This window comes from Rhizobium sp. FG113, assembly GCF_057809895.1.
Window position 1 is genome coordinate 457398 of the sequence record NZ_JBMDKV010000001.1, and the last position, 21636, is coordinate 479033.

14 protein-coding genes are annotated in these 21636 nt (G+C 61.8%); 7 read left to right on the top strand and 7 right to left on the bottom strand.

What is annotated here, in order from left to right; genetic code table 11:
• Positions 1–87 precede the first annotated feature (87 nt).
• The 5 genes from arfA (at position 88) to ACODTZ_RS01885 (ending at position 6131) form a co-directional block, all read left to right on the top strand.
• Positions 88–1599, top strand: a complete 1512-nt coding sequence (gene arfA / locus ACODTZ_RS01865; protein ID WP_489023327.1) for an arabinosylfuranosidase ArfA — start codon at positions 88–90, stop codon at positions 1597–1599.
• 247 nt (positions 1600–1846) lie between these two features.
• The gene (locus ACODTZ_RS01870; RefSeq protein ID WP_489023328.1) at positions 1847–2947 is read left to right on the top strand and encodes an ABC transporter ATP-binding protein; all 1101 of its coding nucleotides are present in this window, start codon (positions 1847–1849) and stop codon (positions 2945–2947) included.
• Complete coding sequence (locus ACODTZ_RS01875) at positions 2940–3875, top strand: carbohydrate ABC transporter permease (RefSeq protein WP_489023329.1); 936 nt, start codon at positions 2940–2942, stop codon at positions 3873–3875. The genes ACODTZ_RS01870 and ACODTZ_RS01875 overlap by 8 nt, the downstream gene beginning before the upstream one ends.
• Complete coding sequence (locus ACODTZ_RS01880; RefSeq protein WP_489023330.1) at positions 3872–4723, top strand: carbohydrate ABC transporter permease; 852 nt, start codon at positions 3872–3874, stop codon at positions 4721–4723. Before ACODTZ_RS01875 ends, ACODTZ_RS01880 begins: the two co-directional genes overlap by 4 nt.
• An 82-nt stretch (positions 4724–4805) precedes the next feature.
• The gene (locus ACODTZ_RS01885) at positions 4806–6131 is read left to right on the top strand and encodes an ABC transporter substrate-binding protein (RefSeq protein ID WP_489023332.1); all 1326 of its coding nucleotides are present in this window, start codon (positions 4806–4808) and stop codon (positions 6129–6131) included.
• A gap of 72 nt (positions 6132–6203) precedes the next feature.
• Here the strand turns inward: ACODTZ_RS01885 and ACODTZ_RS01890 are convergent, their stop codons facing one another.
• The 7 genes from ACODTZ_RS01890 to bcsN form a co-directional block, all read right to left on the bottom strand.
• The gene (locus ACODTZ_RS01890) at positions 6204–6872 is read right to left on the bottom strand and encodes an HAD-IA family hydrolase (protein ID WP_402930221.1); all 669 of its coding nucleotides are present in this window, start codon (positions 6870–6872) and stop codon (positions 6204–6206) included.
• A 129-nt stretch (positions 6873–7001) separates the two neighbouring features.
• Entirely contained in the window at positions 7002–7169 is a 168-nt protein-coding gene (locus tag ACODTZ_RS01895) for a hypothetical protein (RefSeq protein ID WP_165936891.1), read from the bottom strand.
• Between the two features lie 130 nt (positions 7170–7299).
• Positions 7300–9672, bottom strand: coding sequence for a cellulose synthase (locus ACODTZ_RS01900; RefSeq protein ID WP_489024757.1), 2373 nt, complete (start codon positions 9670–9672; stop codon positions 7300–7302).
• Positions 9669–10721, bottom strand: coding sequence for a glycosyl hydrolase family 8 (locus tag ACODTZ_RS01905; RefSeq protein ID WP_112435267.1), 1053 nt, complete (start codon positions 10719–10721; stop codon positions 9669–9671). The genes ACODTZ_RS01900 and ACODTZ_RS01905 overlap by 4 nt, the downstream gene beginning before the upstream one ends.
• Positions 10718–13291: a cellulose biosynthesis cyclic di-GMP-binding regulatory protein BcsB gene (locus tag ACODTZ_RS01910; RefSeq protein WP_489023334.1), complete on the bottom strand. Its 2574-nt coding sequence runs from the start codon at positions 13289–13291 to the stop codon at positions 10718–10720. The genes ACODTZ_RS01905 and ACODTZ_RS01910 overlap by 4 nt, the downstream gene beginning before the upstream one ends.
• Entirely contained in the window at positions 13291–15480 is a 2190-nt protein-coding gene (bcsA, locus tag ACODTZ_RS01915; RefSeq protein ID WP_489023335.1) for a UDP-forming cellulose synthase catalytic subunit, read from the bottom strand. Before bcsA ends, ACODTZ_RS01910 begins: the two co-directional genes overlap by 1 nt.
• A 59-nt stretch (positions 15481–15539) precedes the next feature.
• Positions 15540–16550, bottom strand: coding sequence for a cellulose biosynthesis protein BcsN (gene bcsN, locus ACODTZ_RS01920; RefSeq protein WP_489023336.1), 1011 nt, complete (start codon positions 16548–16550; stop codon positions 15540–15542).
• A gap of 773 nt (positions 16551–17323) precedes the next feature.
• On the opposite strand from bcsN, the gene ACODTZ_RS01925 reads away from it, so the two are divergent.
• Together ACODTZ_RS01925 and ACODTZ_RS01930 are read left to right on the top strand one after the other, a co-directional pair.
• The gene (locus ACODTZ_RS01925) at positions 17324–18436 is read left to right on the top strand and encodes an efflux RND transporter periplasmic adaptor subunit (protein ID WP_162724784.1); all 1113 of its coding nucleotides are present in this window, start codon (positions 17324–17326) and stop codon (positions 18434–18436) included.
• The gene (locus ACODTZ_RS01930) at positions 18436–21588 is read left to right on the top strand and encodes an efflux RND transporter permease subunit (protein WP_489023337.1); all 3153 of its coding nucleotides are present in this window, start codon (positions 18436–18438) and stop codon (positions 21586–21588) included. The genes ACODTZ_RS01925 and ACODTZ_RS01930 overlap by 1 nt, the downstream gene beginning before the upstream one ends.
• The last annotated feature ends 48 nt before the right edge of the window (positions 21589–21636 follow it).

Below are 21636 nucleotides of genomic sequence, written 5' to 3' on the forward strand. Positions count from 1 at the left end.
TTTTGCCCTTGACCCCGGCCGAGGCTTCCGCTTTATTCACCTCAAATTGTGATATAGATCACAAAAAATGATATAGTGGAGGATATCATGAAGGCTGCGGTCACCGCGCACAGCAAATACACGATCTCGGACATCGACCCGCGCCTGTACGGCTCGTTCATCGAGCATCTGGGCCGCGCCGTTTATACCGGTATCTACGAACCCGACCATGCGACCGCTGACGAAAACGGCATGCGCAAGGACGTGATCGATCTCGTCAAGGAACTCAACGTTCCGATCGTGCGCTACCCCGGCGGTAACTTCGTCTCGGCCTATAACTGGGAAGACGGCATCGGCCCGAAGGAAAGCCGCCCGACGCGTCTTGATCTCGCCTGGCACACCTCGGAGAGCAACCAGGTCGGCATGCACGAATTCGCAGAATGGTGCGTATCCGCCAAGACCGAGATGATGCTGGCCGTCAACCTCGGCTCGCGCGGGCTCGATGAAGCCCGCAACTTCCTCGAATATGTCAATCATCCCGGCGGCAGTGAATGGAGCGACAAGCGCATCGCCAATGGCCGCTCCGAGCCTTGGGACGTCAAGCTCTGGTGCCTCGGCAACGAGATGGACGGCCCCTGGCAGATCGGCCATAAGACGGCCGACGAATATGGTCGCCTGGCGCACGAAACCGCCAAGGCGATGCGCGCCTTCGACAGCTCGCTTGAGCTGGTCGTCTGCGGTTCGTCGAACGCCCACATGCCGACCTATCCCGAATGGGAAGCGACCGTTCTCGATCACACCTACAACGAGGTCGATTACATCTCGCTGCACATGTACTTCGAGAACCGCGCCAAGAACACGGCCAATTATCTGGCCCGCAGCATCGAGCTCGACAACTACATCGGCACGGTTGCCGGCGTCATCGACTATATCAAGGCGAAGAAGCGCTCGACCAAGGACGTCTACATCTCCTTCGATGAGTGGAACGTCTGGTACCATTCCAAGGAGCGCGACAAGGCGACGCTCGCCGGCGCCAATGGCTGGCCGCATGCCCCGGCGCTGCTTGAGGACGATTACAATTTCGAGGACGTGCTGCAGGTCGGCTGCATCCTGAACACCTTCATCAACCGCGCCGATGTCGTGAAGATCGCCTGCCTGGCGCAGCTGGTCAACGTCATCGCTCCGATCATGACGACGCCTGGCGGTGCCGCATGGCGCCAGACGATCTTCTATCCCTACTACTTCGCTTCGGTCTATGGCCGCGGCACGGCGCTCAAGCTGATGGTCGACAGCCCGGCTTACGAGGTCGAGGATGTCGGCAGCGTGCCCTATCTCGACGTCTCAGCCGTCCACGACAAGGACGCCAAGACCGTCACCTTCTTCATCGTCAACCGCCACGGCACGGAAGCGCTCGATCTCGACGCCAGCCTGCTCGAATTCGGCAACCTCAAGGTCATCGACGACCAGGTCGTCGCCCATTCGGATCTCACCATCACCAACACGGCCGAAAAGCCAGACAATGTGGTGCCGGTGAAGGCGAGCGGTTCGGTATTCGCCGATGGCAAGCTGACGGCGAAGATCGCGCCACTGTCCTACCGCGTGATCCGGCTGCAGGCCTGATCCATTAAATCACGATAACTGATACATATCGAAGATATGTTGACATCGTAATTGTATGATTTAACGTCAGCGCACCAGATTTGACGTGCCACTGGGAGGAGAAGATGGGAGCAACCGCTTCTGTTTTGGCACCATCATGGACGAAAGGCGGCCTGCTTGCTAGAGCAGGCGCCATTCGCGCCGTTTCGTGCCAGCCATGTGTTCATATCGGATTTTCGGATTCTGACTGCAGCTTGGGAGCAGCCGGATGACGGCCAATATCGAAATCAGCAATGTCAGCAAGCGCTACGGCTCGATGACCGTGCTCGACGGCCTGTCGCTGTCGATCAAGGCCAACGAGTTCATGGTCTTTCTCGGCCCGTCCGGCTGCGGAAAGTCCACGCTTCTGAGGATGATCGCCGGGCTTGAGAGTGTCGATGAAGGCACGATCTCGATCAACGGCGAGCGTATCGATACGCTGCCACCCGGCCAGCGCGACATCGCCATGGTGTTCCAGAGCTACGCGCTCTATCCGCACATGACCGTTGCCGACAACATGGCCTTCGGGCTGCGCAACATCGCGGTCCCCACAGATGTGATCACGGCGCGAGTCGCGGAAGCTGCCCGCATGCTCGAGATCGGCCATCTTCTGGAGCGCAAGCCCGGCCAGCTCTCCGGCGGCCAGCGCCAGCGCGTCGCGATCGGCCGCGCCATCGTCAAGGAGCCGAAGGCATTCCTCTTCGACGAGCCACTATCGAACCTTGATGCGGCGCTACGCGTGCGCACTCGCGTCGAACTCGCGCAGCTTCGCAATCGCGTAAAGTCGACGATGATTTTCGTCACCCACGACCAGATCGAGGCGATGACGCTGGCCGATCGCATCGTCGTCATGAACAACCGCAAGATCGAGCAGATCGGCTCGCCGATGGAGATCTACTCCCGCCCGGCCAGCCGCTTCGTCGCCACCTTCGTCGGCTCGCCGACGATGAACTTTCTCGACGTTGGGATCTCCGAGGAAAACGGCTTCGTCAGCGCCAGCCTGCCTGATGGCACGCAGCTCAAGACCGCCATCCGCGCCGCCGGCCTCAAAGGCGGCAGCCATGCGCTCGGCATCCGCGCCGAGGCGGTGAAGCTCGCAAACGGCGTTCCGGCCACCACGACGGGCAAGGTCGATGTGCTTGAGCGCCTTGGCGACCGTACGCTGCTCTATACCAGGCTCAAGGACGGCAGCGTCGTCGTCGCCGAGGACATCGGCAACAGCCGTGTCGCGATCGGCGACGAGGTGGGGCTGACGCTCGATGGCAGCAGAACGCATCTTTTCGATGCCGAAGGCCGCGCCTGGCACAATGAGGAGCCAGGGCATGGCTGAGACAACGCTGTCCGCCACCGCCACGCTCGCCAAGGCTTCCGCGCGCCTGAAGGTGCAGAACATCAATGCGCCGCTCTGGCGCAATGCGATTTTCGTTCTGCCCTATCTCTTTTTCTTCGTCACGTTGCTCGTCGTGCCGCTGTTCTGGGGCATCTGGCTCAGTCTGCACAAGGCGGATGCCTTCGGCGTCGGCCGCTTCGTGGGCATCGACAACTACTTCAGGCTGTTCCGCGACAAGATCTTCATCCAGGCGATCGGCAACACCTTCTACTTCGTGCTGCTCACGGTGCCGGCGCTCGCCATCATCGGCCTGATGCTGGCGCTCGCCTTGAACCGCAAGACGCGGACGGCTGCGGCGCTGCGCACGATCTATTTCTCGTCGTCGGTCCTGTCGGTCACCATCGTCACGCTGATCTGGCGTATCGTTTTCATCGGCAATTTCGGTCTGCTCGCCACCATCTACGGCTGGTTCGGCGCCACGCCGCCGGCGTTTTTGTCCGATCCGAAGCTGGCGATGATCGGCATCGCGATCGCAACCATCTGGTGGTGCATCGGTCTGCCGATGATGCTGTTCCTCTCCGCTTTGCAGCAGATCCCGGGTGATATCTACGAGGCGGCGGCGCTCGACAATGCCAGCCGCTGGCGCACGCTCTGGTACATCACGCTGCCGTCGATCCGCCGCACCTTCGCGCTCGTCGTGATCATTCAGATCGTCCTGCAGTTCCAGCTGTTCGGCCAGGCCAAGCTGATGACCATGGGCGGCCCGAACAACGTCTCAAAGCCTATCGTCTTCTACATCTACGAAGCGGCCTTCACCAAATGGGATCTCGGGCTGGGCGCTGCCGCCTCCGAAATCCTCTTCATGCTGATCCTCATCGCTGCCATGGCGCAGTACGTCATTTCGCGTCGGAAGGGAGAAGAAGGATGAGTGTCGCAACAGGTGGCAATATGGTCGGCCGTTCGCTGGGCGACCGCGTGATCCTTTTCCTCGCCATCCTCTGCGCGCTGGTGATGCTTGCACCGGTGCTGTGGGTGATCGGCCTGTCGCTGAAGGACAACAAGGAACTGATGGCGGATATGAACTCCGTCTTCAACGCACCTTACACGATCAACAACTATATCAACATCTTGGCGACCTCGTCTGTGTTCCGCTGGGTGCTGAACAGCGTGATCGTCGCCGGCGGGCTCACTATCGGCACGCTCGTGCTCTCGTCGCTCGCAGGCTACGGCTTCGCGCGGCTGAACTTTCCCTTTCGCAACACGCTGTTCATCATCGTGCTGCTGGGGCTGGCGGTTCCGGAGCAGGCGGTGCTGATCGCCCGTCACCAGCTGTTCAGCTGGCTGAAGTTCCACAATACCTATCACGGGCTGATCCTGCCCGGCCTGTCGGCGCCCTTCGGCGTGTTCCTGATGACGCAGTATTTTCGCGCCATCCCGAAGGAGCTCGACGAGGCGGCACTGCTCGACAATGCAAGCCGCTTCAAGATCTTCTGGAAAGTGCTTCTGCCGCTGACGGTTCCGGCGCAGGCGACGCTCGGCATCTTCACCTTCCTCGGCGCTTGGAACGATTACTTCTGGCCGCTGATCTCGGGCACCAAGAAGGAAATGTATACGCTGACGGTCGGCATCGCCTCGACACAGACCAATTTCGCGCAGTCGGAAGGCCTCGGCTTTCTGATGTCGCAGGCGGTCTTTGCCAGCGCGCCGATCCTCGTTCTCTACCTGTTTTTCCAGAAATACATCGTGACGGCAGTCTCCGGCGCCGCCGTGCGCTGAGGCTAGACGCGATGACGTCGCAACCGGCTTCCGGGGAGGAGGCCAGCCAAAGGGGCAAAGCCCCGAAGAGGAGGAGAAGGGCATGACACATCATTTGAGGAAATACATGCTGGCGGCGGCGTCCGTGATCGCGCTCGTCGGCGCGTCGCCGGCATTCGCCGCGACCGAGCTCACGGTGCAGCGCTTCTTCGGCGCCTGCGATGCCGATTGGGGCAAGAACACCGATGTCAGCAAGGCGGTCGGCGAGTGCGGCATCATCACCTCGCTGATCAATAAGTTCAACGCCGACAATCCGGATGTGCACGTTACAGTGACCACGGTCGAATGGCCGGGGTATGACCAGTTGACCGCGCAGTTTGCCGCCGGCGATCCGCCCGATATCGTCACCATCCACCAGTCGGTTCTCGCGGACTATCAGAGCAAGGGCCTGATTATGCCGCTCGACGACGTGCTGAAGTCCGTCGGCGTCGCGCCGACCGATTTCACCGACGCCAGCCTCGGCGGCGTGACCAAAGACGGCAAGATCTACGGCCTGCCGATCGACAACTGGACCATGCTCTACCACATCAACATGGACCTCTTCAAAAAGGCGGAACTGGTCAACGCCGACGGCACGCCGAAGCTGCCGACCAGCCCGGAAGAGCTTCTGGCGCAGGCCAAGCAGTTCAAGGAAAAGACCGGCAAGCCTTACTTCGTTCAGAACCTCGCCAACGAAGTCGCGCTCTACACGCGCAACCTCTACACCTATCTCTTCCAGCAGGATTCCGCCTTCTTCGCCGATCCGAAGCAGGTGAAGATCAATACGCCCGAGGCCAAGAAGGTCCTCGAGATGTACAAGGCGATCTATGACAATGGCGACACGGTCAAGGATCTCGACTACGCCGCCAGCATCAATGCCTTCCTCGCTGGCGAAGGCGGCGTGCACCTGAACGGCACTTGGGTGATCGGCGATTACAACGCCTCGTCCGAGACGGCGGGCACTGCGCTCAACAAGGGCGGCTACGCCGTCTACCCGTATCCGCAGCTCTTCGCCGGCAAGAAGGCGCAGTATGCGGATGGCCACAGCTGGGCCGTCTCGACCAAGGATCGCTCCGATGAGGAAAATGCCGCGATCGGCAAGTTCCTGAAGTTCTTCCACGACAACGATTTCGACTGGTCGCGCACCGGCCACCTGCCGGCGGTCAAGGCCGTTCTCGACTCCAAGGAGTTCAAGGCGCTGCCGCACCGCGACACGATCGCCTCGATCGCAACGCTCGGTACCGCATTGCCCTCGACCGTCCAGCGTCAGTTCGCGATCCAGGACATCATCGGCCAGGAAATGAGCGCCGCGATTACCGGTCAGAAGGACGTCGACGCCGCCCTTACCGACATGGAGTCGCGCATCAACGAGTTGCTTGCCAACATCTAAGGCTCACTCTCTCCCGAGCCGAAGAGCAGATGCCCGCCGCAGGTCTCGCGGCGGGCATTTTCATTTCTGCTGTTATTTACCGAGGCCGACCTTGCCGTCCTCGTAAATCCGAACCTTGACGTCCTCGTAGGAGTGAAGCGTCGGGTGCGAAGTTTCGAGATCGTGGTGCTGGGTTGCCGTGATGACCAGAACATCGGAGCCGGCGGCTTCGCCTGCCAGGATGCCCGCCTGAACATCTTCGAACACCAGGCATTCGCTCGGGCTGAAGCCCAGGCGTTCGGCGCCCAGGATGTAGCATTGTGGATTGGGCTTGCCGATCTCGACATCCTCGGCAGTCACGATGAATTTCGGGATCGGCAGGCCCGCGGCTTCCAGGCGCTTATGCGCAAGCCGAAGCGGCGACGAAGTGACGATCGCCCAGCGGTCAGTCGGCAGCGCGGCCAGAAATGCGGCAGCGCCAGGCAGCGCGAAAACACCTTCGACGTCATTGATCTCGGCTTCGGTGATGGCGGCGGCTTCCGCGACCGGATCAACACCCGGCAGGTTAAGCTTGGCGATCGTATCGACGCCGCGCGCGCCGTGCATGGTCGGAAGGAATGCCTCGACATCAAGCCCCTGCCGTGCGGCCCATGCGCCCCAGACGCGCTCGGCGGCGAGAAGGGAGCTCAGGATCGTGCCATCCATGTCAAAAAGGAAGGCGGAGTAGGGGCGGTCGAAGCAGGAAGGCGTGGTATCCGACAATGGACGAGCTTTCTCATCTGTGACGGACAAACGTGCTCGCCCGTCTTCGTTTTCTTGCCAGCGGGGATACCTGATCCGCCCCGACATTGAAACAGTCCAGAAAGAGAAAACCCGACCTCCAAGCCCGGATCAGTGTAGATCCAGGCTGAGTTGCTGCCCCTTGATCTTGGGGAGCGGCAGGCCGATTTCGATCTTGCCGAAGACGCGGCGGCGGCGTTCGGCATCGCGCTCTCGCTCCGCCCGCGACGCGGCCACGACCGCCAATGCGTTTGCTATGACTTCCTCAGTTCTTGTCATACGCTTACCTCGCTATTTGTTCTTGTTATGTTCTATTTTTAGAAGAACGTCAAGAGCGGTCAGCTTGAGCACGCTTTGCGAGGGATTGGCTGCGGAGATACGCCACGTGTATCACCGGGATTTACAGGGCTTATTGTTTGCCTTCGGGATGCGTCGCATCCTTCAGATCCGCGAGGCCACGGTATCCATCCTTGCTGCCGACGGATGCGGCGGCATTGAAGATGCGCTCGGCGTCTCCGTACATCTGCAGGTTCAGGTAGCTGTAGCCCCTGAGAACCATCAGGTCGATGCGTTCCTGCTGCAGTTGCGCGCGCTGGTCGAGATAGACAAGCGCTTCGCGGTAGCGCTTCGCGGTGAAAGCGGCCAGAGCGCGATCGGCGAGGATGGAAACCTGGAGTTCCGCTGCTCGCTGCCGGGTCTGCGGCGCCTTGGTTGCGGCGACAGCGGCATTGTTGGAGAGCCCGGCGCGCAGATAGGCAAGGCTCTGTCCATAGGCCGCGTCCTCGCGGACTTTGCGGGTCGGGCTGGCGAGTGCCGCCTCGAACGCCTCGACGGCCTCCATCGGACGGTTCAGGTCCATCAGGCACCAGCCACGGGTCAGCGCGCTTTGGGGATCGAGCAGCCGCGCATCGACCGTCGTCGAACAACCGCGGACCTGGCGCGCGCTACGCGTGGCAGGGGCGGGGCGCGACGCCTGCTGAATCGCCTCTGCTTGTCGCGGCACGGGGCGCTGGGCCGGAGCGGCTGCAGCCATTACGGGGGCGGGCTCAGCGATCACCTGCGGCTGGTAGGTCTGTGTCTGCGTCTGCGGCGCCTGGACCTGTTGCGGCTGGACTTGCTGAAGCTGTGGAGCCTGGCCGGGTCCGGGAAGGGGTGTGCGCACTTGCGGAGTCAGGGCCGAGGTTTCGCCGAGTTGCGCGATGCGCGCCGAGCGTCCGGCCCACAGGCGCTGCACTTCCGCGACGCCCCGGTGGTCGTTCAGTTGCTCGCGCGTGATCACCAGACCATATGCCGAGGGTTCGTCATCCGGTTTCCAGCGCAGCGCCGTTTCAAACCAGCGCGCAGCCGTCTGCGGCTGATTGAGCGAGCGCGCGTACCAGCCGAATTGCTGCGCTGTCGGCACGTATTTCTGCGCGATGATTTCGGTTGCGATGCGGCTCAGCACCTCCTCGGGAATATTCGCCGGCGGCTGCAGCCCCATGAGGTTGGCGGTGGCGGCGAGATAGGTCGCGGTCGCATCCTTGGAATCGCCGCGCCACTTGTACATGACGTCTTCGGCTTCCTGTTCCTTCTTCTCCGCGATCAGCGCCAAGGCGAGGCCTTGCGAAGCGCTGGCGGAATCTTCCTTTGCGCGCGCGGCACGGAACCACTTTTCCGCGTCGGCGTAATTCTCGCGTCGCAGGTGATACCAGCCGAGCAGCAGATTGTCGGAGGCGAGCCCTTGTGTCTCCGCCAGCCGCTGCACCAGCGTCAGGTAGTCGGGCGATACGGCGAGGTCGGGATTGGCATTGCCGGCGGCGACGAAATTGCGCGCGAGGTCGTTGCGAATGCTGTCGAATTCACGACCGCCGTTTCCATCCGGTCGCTCAAGCCCGAGGAGAACCTGCATCGGCGCATATGGCAACAGGCCGGACGCCTTTTGCATGGTCGCCAGACGCTCCTGCGGATTGGTGCAGGCCTTCAGAATGTAGGTATAGGCGTCTTGCGCCCGCTGCATACGATCCGTGCGGGCGAACGCTTCCGCCACGCGCCACAGCACGTCGATATCGGCGCAGGTGAGCAGGCTTGGCGTCGCCGCGCCGATCTGCACGACGGTCGCGTACTGCTTCAGATCGGAGGCATTGACCAGGCGTGCACGCGCTTCCGCGACGTCCAGGCGGTCAAGCAGATCGGCCGGCGGTTGCCAGCCGGCTTCGGCGGCCTGCCGGTCGGCGATCGACTTGCGAAGTTCGGCGTAGCGGCCCTCGGAATAGAGCTGCCACATGGCCTCAAGCTGCTTGTCGCCGCTTTGCGGAACGGCGAGCGGATCCGCCGGAGGCACCCAGTTCGGATAGAGCGCCTGAAGGCGCGATATCTCGGCCTGCAACCGCGCCTTGTCGCCACGGCTCGCGAAATAGCGAAGCGCGCTTTCGTCGACCTTTGGCGCCGCAGGCTGGGCGTTCGTAGGCGCGGAGGCTGGTCTCTGCGCTGCCGGCTGTTGCGGCTGCGGCTGTGCTTGGGCGACGGCGTCTGGCTGCGGGGCGGCGGGTTCGCCTTGCGGCTGCGCGTTGATCGGGGCTTGCGCGCCTGCCGTTGCCTGTATCTGCTCGGCGATCGACTGCATGTCCGCCGGCTGCTTGGGTGGACCGTCAGGTCCACTGATCCGGCCCATCAGCATCAGCTGAGGCGCCGCCGCGGGCTGGTTGAGGCCGAGCATATCCTGAATGGCGGCGCGATCTTTCAGCGCGGTGACAAGACCTGCCACCACCACTGCGACCGACACTGCGACAAGCGAGGATTTCAAAGGCACTCTGGATGTTTCTCCGCGACGAAGGCCAACCCCAGGAGTTGAAGGGTCGATGGATAGTAGAGCGATGGCGCGAACTGCCGGGACGACGCGGGCAGCTTCGTTCCTTGTGCTACACAGGCCACAACATCGTTAACAATTCGATAACCAGCGTCACCAAGTGATTGTTTCGGCTGGCCGTCCTTCAGGTTGATCGTTGCCGGCGCACCATTGCCGGCGGTCATTCCCGACGATAATCGTAAGAGCAGTTCCTTGTCCGAAACTCCCGCCCGGGCGAGATAGAGCGGAATGCGGATGGCGTTGTAGCCGAACTCGGCATCGAAACCCTCGGCCGGTTGCGGCTGACGGTGAAGGCTCACCCAATCTGCCGGCAGCTTGCGTGGTCCGAACTGCATGGTGCGCAGCAACGTCAATCCGTCCTCGGTTAGCGCACCCCACGCGTCGGAAGGGGCGAGCAGCGCCATGACGGGAATGGCCTCGTAGATCCAGTAGGAGGGGTTGATGACCGGGCCATCCTTGCGGCCGGGAGCGTTGAAGCCCTCGACACCGGGAAGCAGGATCGTGCGCCCGCCCGATTTGACGACGGCGTTGGCCAAAAGCGCGTTGGCGATCTTGGCGGCGGCTTCGAGGTAGTCGTTGTTCTTCCAGGCAGAGCCTGCCAGCGCCAGCGCATAGGCGATCAGCATGTCGCCATCGGATGCGTTGTTGGCGTCGGTGACATGTGGCTTGGCCGATGGATCCCATTTCCAGACGGCAAGTCCGTCGTCGCGCAGCAGCAACTCGGTCCGGGTAAAATACCAGATCTGCTCGAAATCGGCCTGGTCGTTTGCGAGATAGGCGAGCCACATGCCGTAGCCCTGGCCCTCGCTATGGCTGATATTGCCGTTCGCATTGTCGATGATCCGACCGGTGGGGTCGAGGAACTTCGCCTTGTAGGCACTCCACGACGCGGCATCGATCTTCGCCGTCTGCGCGGATGCGGGCTGCTGCAAGCCAAGCAGCGATGCGAGCGCCACCGCCACCATTATCGTCAGCCACCCCCTCATTGCCGGCGGCCCAGTCTTCCAAGCATGCCAGCCGTGGCAACACCGATCAGCAGCGACAAGACGACGAGCAGCACCGCGTAGGACAAGACGTTGGTCGAGAGCCAGTTCGCCGCGATCAGTCGATAGTTGGCGAAGGTCCAGCTCTCCGTCGCGATGAAATCAAAACGGCTGACCGGCACGGTATCGATCTTGCCGGTCGCGGCCGAATAAGTCGTCACGTGGCCCTCGATCTCGGGCCAGTTCAGCTGTGACGTCATGGCATTAGCACCTTCCCTGAGGTCTTTCGCGGATGGTGCCGTCACGATCGTCCAGGTGCCGTTACCTGCTGTATTCGCGCCTTGGGCGATCAGGAAGCTGTTCGTGTTGGAGGGCGTAAACACCTGCTCGGCGCCGGGTATGAATTGCAGCGTGCTCAGCGAAATATCGAAGTTGCGACGCAGCCATTCCTGGAAGGAGGTGATCTGGCCCTGCCAGACGCCGCCGCTCACCTTGGAGCGCCATTCGTCGAACATAACGTTGGTCTCGCTGGGCGTCGTCTGCGTCGCGGCGAGCGGCCGCCATGTTGCCTGGCTGGTCGTCGCGATGTTGAGCTGCGAGAGAACCGCCTGCGGCATCTGCGAGATGGAGCCGACGAAGATTGCGTCGCGTTCGCCGATCGCGCCCGGAGAAGCGGCGGGTTCGACGTCGATCGGCCGACCAGCCATCAAGGCCATCTGGCCGAGCACGGTTGCCGTGGCGGAGAGCGTGTCGGGGTCCACGCGGTCGATGAAGAGCGGTGTCGGGGAGGCGGCACGGCTGTAGGGGTAACCTGTGCCGGCGAGTGCTGCCAGATTGGGGCGTTGGCCAACCCGGGCGAAGTCGGGCATGTGAAACTCGCTGGTGTCGAACAGCGCGAAGCGCGGTCCCGCGCCGGCAGCCGTTCCCGGCACGCACACATTGTCCTCATCCGTCTGCAGGATGGTTTCGATGGATACCGAATTCAAGCCGGGCTTGAAATGTCGCATCGTCACGCGGATTGGCAGATGGCGATAGATGCCGCCGCCTTTCGTGGTGATTGGTAGCGTTGAGGCGATGTTGCCGTTGACGTAGACATCGATATGGCTGCCCGGCAGCACGGTCTGCGTATAGGCGGCGTCGAGCAGCACCGTCGCCTCGCCATAGGCGTTGGCGTAAAAGTCGGCCGGGACAGCGATGTTGAAGGTCGTACGGAAGCGGCGGCCAGAGAACTCGGTCGATTTGACACCCAACTGTGAGAAGGCGATCGTCCTGTCTGAAAAGATAAGCGGCGCGTCAGGCGCGGTCCACCGCTGCGTGGCCAGCGCGTCTCGGCGCACCGTAACGGCACGATCGGTGGTGGAGACGATGGTCTCGATGGCTGTTGCTATGGCCGGCCAGGATGGTCCCGTAATCAAAAGAACAGTCTGGCCGGAGCGTGGATCGGTTGCGAAGGTCGCGAGCGGTGCCGTCTGCGCGGCGACCGGCACGGCAAACAGCGGCTGCAATTCGCTGGGCGTGCCAACCACGACCGTCATCCGGCCAGGAGACGAGGCGGGCAGGGAACCACTCGTAAACGACATGGTCTGGTTCGGCATGCCGCTCAGGATCGAGAGACCCTGCACCAGCCTCAGGAGCGGCTTCGTGGTTCCCGGCTGCTCGAGCGCGGGCACGACGAAATTGAACGCGGTCTGGCCGGCGCCGTCCACGCCGATCGCGCGGATGGCGTCGGTGCTGGAGAACTTCGCCGCCTCTTCGCCGACGAAGGTCAAATAGGTCTGCGAGGGGTCGATATCCGACCAGAGCTCGTAGGTCGATTGCACGGTGCAATCGGTGCGGTGGCGTTGCTTTGCTTCGATCGTGAGCAGGTTAGCCCCCGGCTGCAGCAGACGCGGCGGGATGCTCAGGGAGACGGTGGACGCTCCATCAGGCGAGCCGACGGGCTGCTCTCCGATGACCCTGTTGTTGATCAGGATCGTGAATTGCGAGCTCTCCGGCGCGACGACGATGGCGTTCTGGTAGGTGAAGTTGAAGGTTGCCTGTGCCGCTGCCTGCTCCGGCGTCAGGTAGACAGACCACGACTTGCGGTCATATTCGCCGTCCAGCCCCAGCTTTGCGAAAGGCACGACGTAGCGGCGCGATGTGCCGGGAGGTAGCGGAGCGGGAGCCGTCGCGGTTGCCGGTTTCTGCGGCGGCTGTGCTGCTGGTGTTGCAGCCTGCCCTGCTGGCGGCGGCGATGCTGGCCTTGGCTGCGTGGCGGGTGCGTCAGCCTGCGCTGGCGGAGATGCTGGTTGTTGCGCGCTCGGTGTCGCGGGAGTGACGGCAAAAGGCTGCAGAGGTGTCACGGCTGACGGCGGGGCGGCGGGTGCGGGTGTCGCGGGCGGCTGTGTTGCAACTGCCGGCGCCGGCGTTGTTGTTGGAGCGGAGGCAGGGGGCGTCGCCGGAAGCGTCAAGCGCGGCACGGCGGGAATCGCCTCCGGCGGACGTTCGCCCGACATGTCGAAGGGCGACGTCTGCGCGTAGGCCAGCGCCGTGGCAGCAAGCAGGAAGCCCAGGGATGTGGCGATCTTGCGCATCAGCCATTCACCTTCGAGACTTGCCGCTGCTCTTCACGCTCCGGCCGCATGCTGCGGAAGAAATAGACGAGACCTCGGCTCGTTTGGTAAAAAGCAAGGCCGACAAACCAGATCGTTCCGCGGATCAGGCCGGGGTTGCGGCGACGGCCTTCCTGGAATTGCGTCCACTGTGCCGAGTTCGCAAACATCAGGTCGGCGATCAGGCGGTGATCCAGCGCGCTCTTCGGGACATACTGGCAGCCGACGGCAAGCAGCCCGTCCGTCGGCTGGATGTTGCGCACCACCAGCGGTAGCGTTTCGAGATCGGCGCCGCTGAAGGGACGGAAACGAACTTCGCCTTCCACGCCGACCAGCGACTGCTCCAACTCCTTGTCGAACACATGCAGGCGGGCGCCGTGGACCGATACATCCTCGATCGACGCTGTGTACCACTTGCCATTGATGCCGAACTCCGCCCGACGGTTGACGCGCACGCGGCGCGACGAGGCGCGTTCGCCGCGTTCCGACACGACGCCTAGCGCGCAGCCCGCCATGATCAGGTTGATCAGGTTCCAGCCGCCGACGACGAGCGTGACGTCGGCCTTATAAGGCTCGGTATAGATGCGGTAGATGGTGACGATTAGCGCGATGATCTGCACCGCGAAGATGACGAAGAAAGGACGGCTGATTTCCGACAGGCGGCTGACGGCAATCGACTCGTCCTTGGCGGTCACCTTGAAGGTCGGCTTTCTTGGATTGAGCATGACGGAGATCACCGCCGGCAGCAGATGGACCGTCTGCACATACTCGTAGAGTTCCGAGATCCAGGGCCAGCGGAACGAACCGTAGAGGTAGTTCTGCATGATCAGGTTCACGAGCATGTAGGCGAGCGTATAGGCCAGGAACTCGCCGCCGGAGGCGGTGAAGATCTCGAGGTCGAAGAACAGGTAGCAGAGTGGAGCGAACAGGAAGACCGTGCGCGGGAAGGGGAACAGCCAGAACAGCGTGGACGACATGTAGCAGAAGCGCTGTGGTATCGTCAGCCCGCGCTTGAGCAGCGGGAAGCGGAACCTGAGGATCTGCATCATGCCCTGCGCCCAGCGGCTGCGCTGGCCGATGAAGCTCGCGAACGTCGCAGGCTGCAGGCCGGCAATCAGCGGCTTGTCGACATAGATGCTGTTCCAGCCGCTTCCGTGCAGCGCAAGTGCCGTCTCGCAGTCCTCGGTGATGCTGATGCCGCTGAAACCGTTTTGCGATTCCAGCGCCTTGCGGCTCAAAACCGCCGCAGAGCCGCAGAAGAAGGCCGCGTTCCACTTGTCGAGCCCACGCTGAATGATGCCGTAGAACATCTCGTTCTCGCTCGGCATGTTGTCGAAGGTGCGCAAATTGCGCTCCAGCGGATCGGGATTAATGAAGAAGTGCGGCGTCTGCACTAGGAAAAGCTTCGGATCGTCGTCGAAATAGCCGACAGTCTCGAGCAGGAAGTCGCGCGCAGGTGCGTGGTCGGCATCGAAAACCGCGATTAGCTCGCCGGTCGAATGCTGCATGCCGTTGTTCAGATTGCCGGCCTTGGCGTGCTCGTTGCGCTCGCGCGTGAGGTAGCGGACGCCGATTTCCTCGCAGAGCTGCTTCAGTTCATTGTGGCGCGCGACGGCTGCCTGCGCCTCCAGCAGCTTGTTCGAGTTGCGCTTCTGCACGGTACCGCCGTCGTCAAGCAGCCAGACGGTCAGCTTGTCCGCTGGATAGTCCATTGCTTTCGCGGCCGAGAGCGTGTTGGCGAGAAGGTGGGAATCCTCGTTATAGGTCGGCACGAAGACGTCGACATGCGGGAAACGCTGGAGCTTTCCCACGCGCGAAGGACGTGGCGGCAAGGGTGTGGCGACGATGAAGAGGCTGAGCGCCAGCATGGCGACGCTGTACATTTCTGCGAGATAGAGCAGCAGGCCGGGAATGAAGTTCTCAGGCTGGTTCACCGGGGGCAAGGTGCTGGTCGTTCGCCAATAGACATAGCGCATGACGATCGCAGTACCGAAGGCGAGCGCGATCAGGCGCCACGTGCCTTCACCCTTGAGCCCCTTGATGATCGCCATGACCGCGACCACGGTGATGCTGGCGATCAGCTGTGCCTGCAAATTCACCGGCAGGGTCACCAGCGCGACCACACAGATCGCAACCACTGCCCAGATCAAGATGCTGCGGGCCTTATGCATCGGCTTTCCTTCAAAGGCATTGCGCCAGTTACCGTTTCCGGTGCCGGCCTAGCTGATCGTCATCTCTGGCAGGCGGCACTTGCCACCGTGTTGCCGATGCATTCGGGCGAGGGCACGTTCACGCCGCTCGCGGTCATCGTCTGTTGCGGGGCTTGCTGGTAGGTGGGCGCATTGGGCAAAGCGGGTGCACCCATCGGAGCTTGCGGCAGGTTTTCGGAAAGGTCAGGTCCCGGCACGCGAGGGCCGATCGCTTGCGGCAAGGCCGGCGCCACAGGCGCTGTGACGGCAGGGCGAACCGCTGCGCGGCGCGCCGGTGCTGGGCGCGAAAAAGTCTGCGTCGGGGCCGGTTCGTAGCCGATCGGCATCGGCGTTGAGCGATAGCCGCCTTCGTCGGGATAGATCGGGTTTCCGGGACGCCCGACGGTCGGGTCGCCACCTTGCATCGTGCCGTAGGGGTTCCAGATCTCGCCGTTGAAGGTGCCGATGACGGTATATCCGTACATCACGCCCAGCAACTGGCGCTCGGTTGCGCGCGCATCACATAGGCGCAGGCGAACCTGGATCATGCCGAAATTGCGGGCCTGCGTCTGGTCCGAACGGCTGGAGCGGATCTGCTGCCAGCCATACACACAGGTGTCGCCGTTGTGGCTGGTGCCGGAGGCATAGCCGAAGGGGCCATAGCTGTTCTGCAGGAACGTCGCGGAGCGCGCCATCCGCACACCGGGGATGGCCGTCGCCATCTCGCGCGCAATAGCGCTCTCGTTGACCATCTTGTAGGTGGAGTTCCCGGCGCCCGGATTTTCGCCGCGCCCGCCGAGAAACTGCACCTTGAGAAAGTTCTGGCCGGGAACCGAGGACGAGGTGAACAGCGAAATCGACTGATCGACGCCATTCCCGCGCTTCTGCTCGACGACGCTCACGATGGAGGGTCCACCGGGTGGCGGCAGGACAAGCGCTTTCTCGCTCGCGATTGTTTCAGCGGCGCTCGGTTGTCTGATATTTCCAGTCGATGTGCAGCCGGCAGCAAGACCAGCCAACCCCGCAAGGGCCATCAATCTTAGCAAACCCATGTTTCCGATCGCCGCAATCGTATTTCCCCGTATCCGGCGCAATTTTGGCAACCGGACTTCGAATCAACGACCAGACGGCCGTTAATCATTCTAAACGACGGATATGGTTAACCAATCGTTAATTTACGGATCATTGAGGTAGTGGCGATTGGGTTCGCGAACACAAAAAGTTGCTTGCGTCGATACGCCGCCATCCGGGTCGTAAGGCTCGGCCTTCCCGCACGTTGAGGCGACTAAATTAGGCTCGGATAATAACAAAGACAAAAAGATACTTTAGGGCGGTTTCTGGCCGCCCAAAATTCTATTTTCTAGACTGCGAAGCACGCAGGGCTATCCGTGCCTGTGGTCAATCGAAGGCCATTCATGAACATGCTTCATGGCCTTATGCGGATTTCGGCATCTTAACATGTTCGGACCGAGCTGTTACGTAAATGCTAAGGCCGAGCTCCGGCTCCGGTCGGCTGTTAAATACGGGATATAAAAACGAAAAATCGGAAGCAGATGCGAAGTGGCAGCTGTTTCCTCATCGACGTGCGCAGGTTCTTCGAGGCAGGCGAGCGACTAACGGAATTCGTTTGGTTGCTTGTGGATGGGGTCTCGCACGCCAATTTCACAACGGAATAAAGCTTGGCGGAGGAGCCAAGGGGAGGAGGGAACCAAGGTTGCTCGGTTGAATCGAGCCCAAGTAAAGGCGAATAAAAGTGCAAAATAAAAATCAGCGGCATTTTTCCACCGTTCGCAGCGGCGTGCTTGTAGCGGCTGTATCGATATTCATGTCTTCCGCGGCAATGGCCCAGCAGGCCGAGGCCCCACCGCCTCCATCCGTCACAACCGTGAATGTTGCCGCAAGCTCGGTCCCGCTCAGCTATGAATATGCTGCTCGCATCTCGGCGTTTCGTCAGACGGAAGTGCGCGCTCGCGTGAGCGGTATCCTGCTGAAGCGTAATTTCGTCGAAGGCGCTCAGGTCAAGGCCGGCGATGTGCTGTTTCTCATCGATCCTGCGCCCTATGAAGCGGCACTGATGCAGGCGCAGGCCGGATTGAAGCAGGCTCAGGCCCAGCTCGGCCAGGGCATTCGCGAGGAAAAGCGTAACATCAGCCTCTTCGATCAGAATGTCGGCAGCCAGAAGAGTCGCGACGACGCGATTTCCGCGCGCGAACTTGCCGAAGCGGCTGTCGCTTCCGCCGAAGCCCAGGTCAAGACCGCCGAACTCAACCTCGGCTACACCAAGGTGACTGCGCCGATTGGCGGCATTACGAGCCTTGAACAGGTTTCCGAAGGCAGCCTGATCAGCACTGATTCCAGCCTGCTGACCAACATCACCCAACTGGACCCGGTTTACGTCAATTTCTCCTTCTCGGATTCCGAGGCACGGGAAATCCGCCATCTCATCGATCTGATGAAGAGCAAGGGCCAGGAGCAGAAGCTGCGCGTCAAGCTGACGTTTGGCGATGGCTCGACCTATGACCACGAGGGATCTGTCGACTTCACGTCGGCCACCGTCGACGTCAATACGGGCACCATTCAGGCACGTGCGATCATCGACAATCCCGATCGCCAGCTCATCCCGGGCCAGTTTGTACGCGCGACAGTGAGTGGCGTGACTGCCGATGACGCGATCGTCATCCCGGAGATAGCGTTGATGCAGGGCCCGCAGGGTCAGTTCGTCTATACCGTCGGCAAGGACGGCAAGGCCAAGATCAACGCGGTAACGCTCGGCCAGAAGGTCGGCAGCAACTGGATCATCAATTCGGGCCTCGATGCCGGCGACCAGCTGATCACAGAAGGCATCATCAAGGTACGTCCGGGCTCGGCCGTCAACGCGACGGCTGAAGCGGCTGCTGCCGATGCCGGCAAGGATACGAAAGAGACGGCGGCCAACTGATGGGTAACAGGTTCTTTATCGACCGGCCGGTCTTCGCGGCGGTCATTTCCATTGTCATCGTTCTGGCGGGCCTTCTGGCCCTGCGGGCGCTGCCTATCGCGCAATATCCCGAACTGGTGCCGCCGCAGGTCGTCGTTACGGCGAACTATCCCGGCGCCAGCGCGGAAACTGTCGCGCAGACCGTTGCCGCTCCGCTGGAGCAACAGATCAACGGCGTCGAGAACATGCTCTACATGCAATCGACGAACTCCAACAGCGGCACCATGCAGATCACGGTGACGTTCGCGCTTGGCACGGATCCCGACCAGGCCGCGATCAACGTGAACAACCGTGTCCAGCGTGCGACTTCGACCTTGCCACAGGAAGTGACCCGTCAGGGTGTCGTTGTCGCCAAGCGCTCGAACTCCATTCTCGCTTTCGTGGCGATGTTCTCCAACAACACGCAGTATGACCGCGCCTATGTCGGCAACTACGCGCTCTTGAACGTCATCGACGATCTCAAGCGTCTTCCCGGCATCGGCGATGTCAACGTGCTCGGTGATATCGACTATTCCATGCGCGTCTGGCTTCGACCAGACAAGATGGCGCAGTACGGCCTGACGCCGAGCGACGTGTCGGCGGCCATCCAGGAGCAGAACTCGCAGTTCGCGGCCGGCCGTTTCGGCGATCAGCCGAGCGCCACCGGACAGCCCTTTACCTACAGCGTTTCCACGCAGGGTCGCCTGGCTGACCCGGAAGCCTTTGGTGACATCATCCTGCGCTCGACCAGCAATGCAGCGACGCTGCGGCTGAAGGATGTCGCTCGCATCGAGCTGGGTACCAAGAGCTATTCGGTACAGAGCAGCCTCAATGGCACGCCGGCCGTTCCGATCGCAGTTTATCTGCAGCCGGGCGCCAATGCCTTGAACACGATGGAAGCGCTTTCGACGCGCCTGGCTGAACTGAAGAAGTCGTTCCCTGACGGTATCGACTATCGCATTCCTTACGATACGACGAAGTTCATCCAGGTCTCGATCGAAGAGGTCATTCACACCTTCTTCGAAGCAATCGCCCTCGTGGTCATTGTGGTGTTCCTGTTCCTGCAGAACTGGAGAGCAACGCTTATCCCTGTGATCGCGGTTCCGATCTCGATCATTGGTACCTTCGCCGGCATGTATCTGCTCGGTTTTTCGATCAACCTGCTGACGCTATTCGGCCTGGTGCTGGCGATCGGTATCGTCGTGGACGACGCCATCGTGGTTCTGGAAAACGTCGAACGCCTGATGACGGTAGACAAGCTGCCGCCCAAGGACGCGGCTATCAAGGCCATGGGCGAAGTCACGGGACCGGTTGTCGCAATCGTGCTCGTGCTGTGCTCGGTCTTCATCCCGGTCTCTTTCATGGGCGGGCTTGCGGGTCAGATGTACAAGCAGTTCGCCGTCACGATCGCCATCTCGGTGATCCTGTCCGGCATCGTGGCCTTGACGTTGACGCCGGCGCTCTGCGGGCTGATCCTGAAGCCGGGTCATCATGAGCCGGCGCTGCCGTTCCGCGTGTTCAACCGCGCCTTTGACCGTCTGACGTCGGGCTATACGGCGGGCGTTCGCTTCTTCGTCAAGCGTTTCGCCATCGGTCTCGTCCTCGTCGGCGCTCTGCTTGGCGCGACCGCCTACCTCTTCTACACCCTCCCGGGATCGCTCGTTCCCAACGAAGACCAGGGCTGGGTGCTGCAGGTTGCCGTACTTCCGCCGGCAGCAGCGCTTCCGCGCACCGAAGCAGTCATGAACCAGGTGGTCGAAAACACTTCGAAGCTTGAAGGCGTTCACGACGTCTTCGCGGTCTCCGGCTACGATATCCTCGCCGGCGGCATCAAGAGCAGCGCAGGTGTGTCCTTCATCATTCTCGATGACTGGAAGGAGCGCACCACCGCGGCGCTGGATGCCCGTAACATGGCGGGGCCGATCATCGGCGCCAATAGCGATATCAAGGATGGGATGGTTCTCGCCTTCAACCCGCCGCCGATCCAGGGCTTGAGCACCACGGGTGGTTTCGAAGCCTATGTTCAGGACCGTGGCGGCAACGGCATCGCGAACCTTGCCGAACAGGCGAATGCTCTCGTGGCCGCGGCTTCGAAGCGCCCTGAACTGACCGCCGTGCGCACCACTTTCGATGCCAGCGTTCCGCAGTACCATGCGGATCTCGATCGCGAGAAGGCAAAGGCGCTCGACGTGCCGATCAACACGGTGTTCGATGCCATGCAGGCCACGTTCGGTAGCCTCTATGTCAACGACTTCACGCTCTATGGCCGCAACTACCAGGTCAATCTGCAGTCGGAATCTGCTTTCCGGCAGTCGCCAGACGATCTCCGTCAGGTCTTCGTCCGCTCGAACAATGGTAGCATGATCCCGCTGGATGCGCTGGTGAAGGTCACGCGCATCATCGGCCCCGACCAGGTCGAACGCTTCAACGCGTTCAACTCGGCCAAGGTCACCGGCAACCCGGCTCCTGGCTACACCTCGGGTGACGCCATCCGCGCATTGCAGGAGGTCGCGAGTGAGACCCTTCCGGCAAGCTACCAGATCGCCTGGACAGGTTCGGCCTACCAGGAACTGGCAACGGGTGGCGCGGGAACGCAGGCGATGCTCTTCGGCATCATCATGGTGTTCCTCATCCTTGCCGCGCAGTACGAGAAGTGGACGCTGCCGCTGGCGGTTATCACGGCCATCCCGTTCGCGCTGTTCGGTGCACTGCTCGCAACGATGCTGCGCGGGCTGACCAACGACGTCTACTTCCAGATCGGCATGGTCACGCTGATCGGTCTGGCCGCCAAGAACGCCATCCTCATCGTCGAGTTTGCCGTTCTGAAGCGCCAGGAGGGACTGTCGGCCGGCGAGGCTGCGATCGAAGCCGCCCGCCTGCGTTTCCGTCCGATCGTCATGACGTCGCTGGCATTCATCCTGGGTGTCGTGCCGCTGGCCATCAGCACGGGCGCGGGCTCGGCCAGCCGTCACGCTATCGGAACCGGCGTTATCGGGGGCATGCTCGCGGCGACGTTCATCGCGACCTTCTTCATCCCGATGTTCTACCGCCTGATCGCCTGGAAGGCGCCGAAGCCTGCGGATAGCCCGCAAGCGGCTCCCGGCAACAACCCGGCGATCGTTCCCGGCGAGTAACAGCGGTCTTTCGAACAACGGGCCGGCGCGGACATGATGTCCACGCCG

What these genes read in the sequence shown, in the direction of transcription:
- arfA (WP_489023327.1), top strand. Translation starts at nt 88, where the DNA reads ATGAAGGCTGCGGTCACCGCGCACAGCAAATACACGATCTCGGACATC.
- ACODTZ_RS01870 (WP_489023328.1), top strand. Translation starts at nt 1,847, where the DNA reads ATGACGGCCAATATCGAAATCAGCAATGTCAGCAAGCGCTACGGCTCG.
- ACODTZ_RS01875 (WP_489023329.1), top strand. Translation starts at nt 2,940, where the DNA reads ATGGCTGAGACAACGCTGTCCGCCACCGCCACGCTCGCCAAGGCTTCC.
- ACODTZ_RS01880 (WP_489023330.1), top strand. Translation starts at nt 3,872, where the DNA reads ATGAGTGTCGCAACAGGTGGCAATATGGTCGGCCGTTCGCTGGGCGAC.
- ACODTZ_RS01885 (WP_489023332.1), top strand. Translation starts at nt 4,806, where the DNA reads ATGACACATCATTTGAGGAAATACATGCTGGCGGCGGCGTCCGTGATC.
- ACODTZ_RS01895 (WP_165936891.1), bottom strand. Translation starts at nt 7,169, where the DNA reads ATGACAAGAACTGAGGAAGTCATAGCAAACGCATTGGCGGTCGTGGCC.
- ACODTZ_RS01905 (WP_112435267.1), bottom strand. Translation starts at nt 10,721, where the DNA reads ATGAGGGGGTGGCTGACGATAATGGTGGCGGTGGCGCTCGCATCGCTG.
- ACODTZ_RS01910 (WP_489023334.1), bottom strand. Translation starts at nt 13,291, where the DNA reads ATGCGCAAGATCGCCACATCCCTGGGCTTCCTGCTTGCTGCCACGGCG.
- bcsA (WP_489023335.1), bottom strand. Translation starts at nt 15,480, where the DNA reads ATGCATAAGGCCCGCAGCATCTTGATCTGGGCAGTGGTTGCGATCTGT.
- bcsN (WP_489023336.1), bottom strand. Translation starts at nt 16,550, where the DNA reads ATGGGTTTGCTAAGATTGATGGCCCTTGCGGGGTTGGCTGGTCTTGCT.
- ACODTZ_RS01925 (WP_162724784.1), top strand. Translation starts at nt 17,324, where the DNA reads ATGTCTTCCGCGGCAATGGCCCAGCAGGCCGAGGCCCCACCGCCTCCA.
- ACODTZ_RS01930 (WP_489023337.1), top strand. Translation starts at nt 18,436, where the DNA reads ATGGGTAACAGGTTCTTTATCGACCGGCCGGTCTTCGCGGCGGTCATT.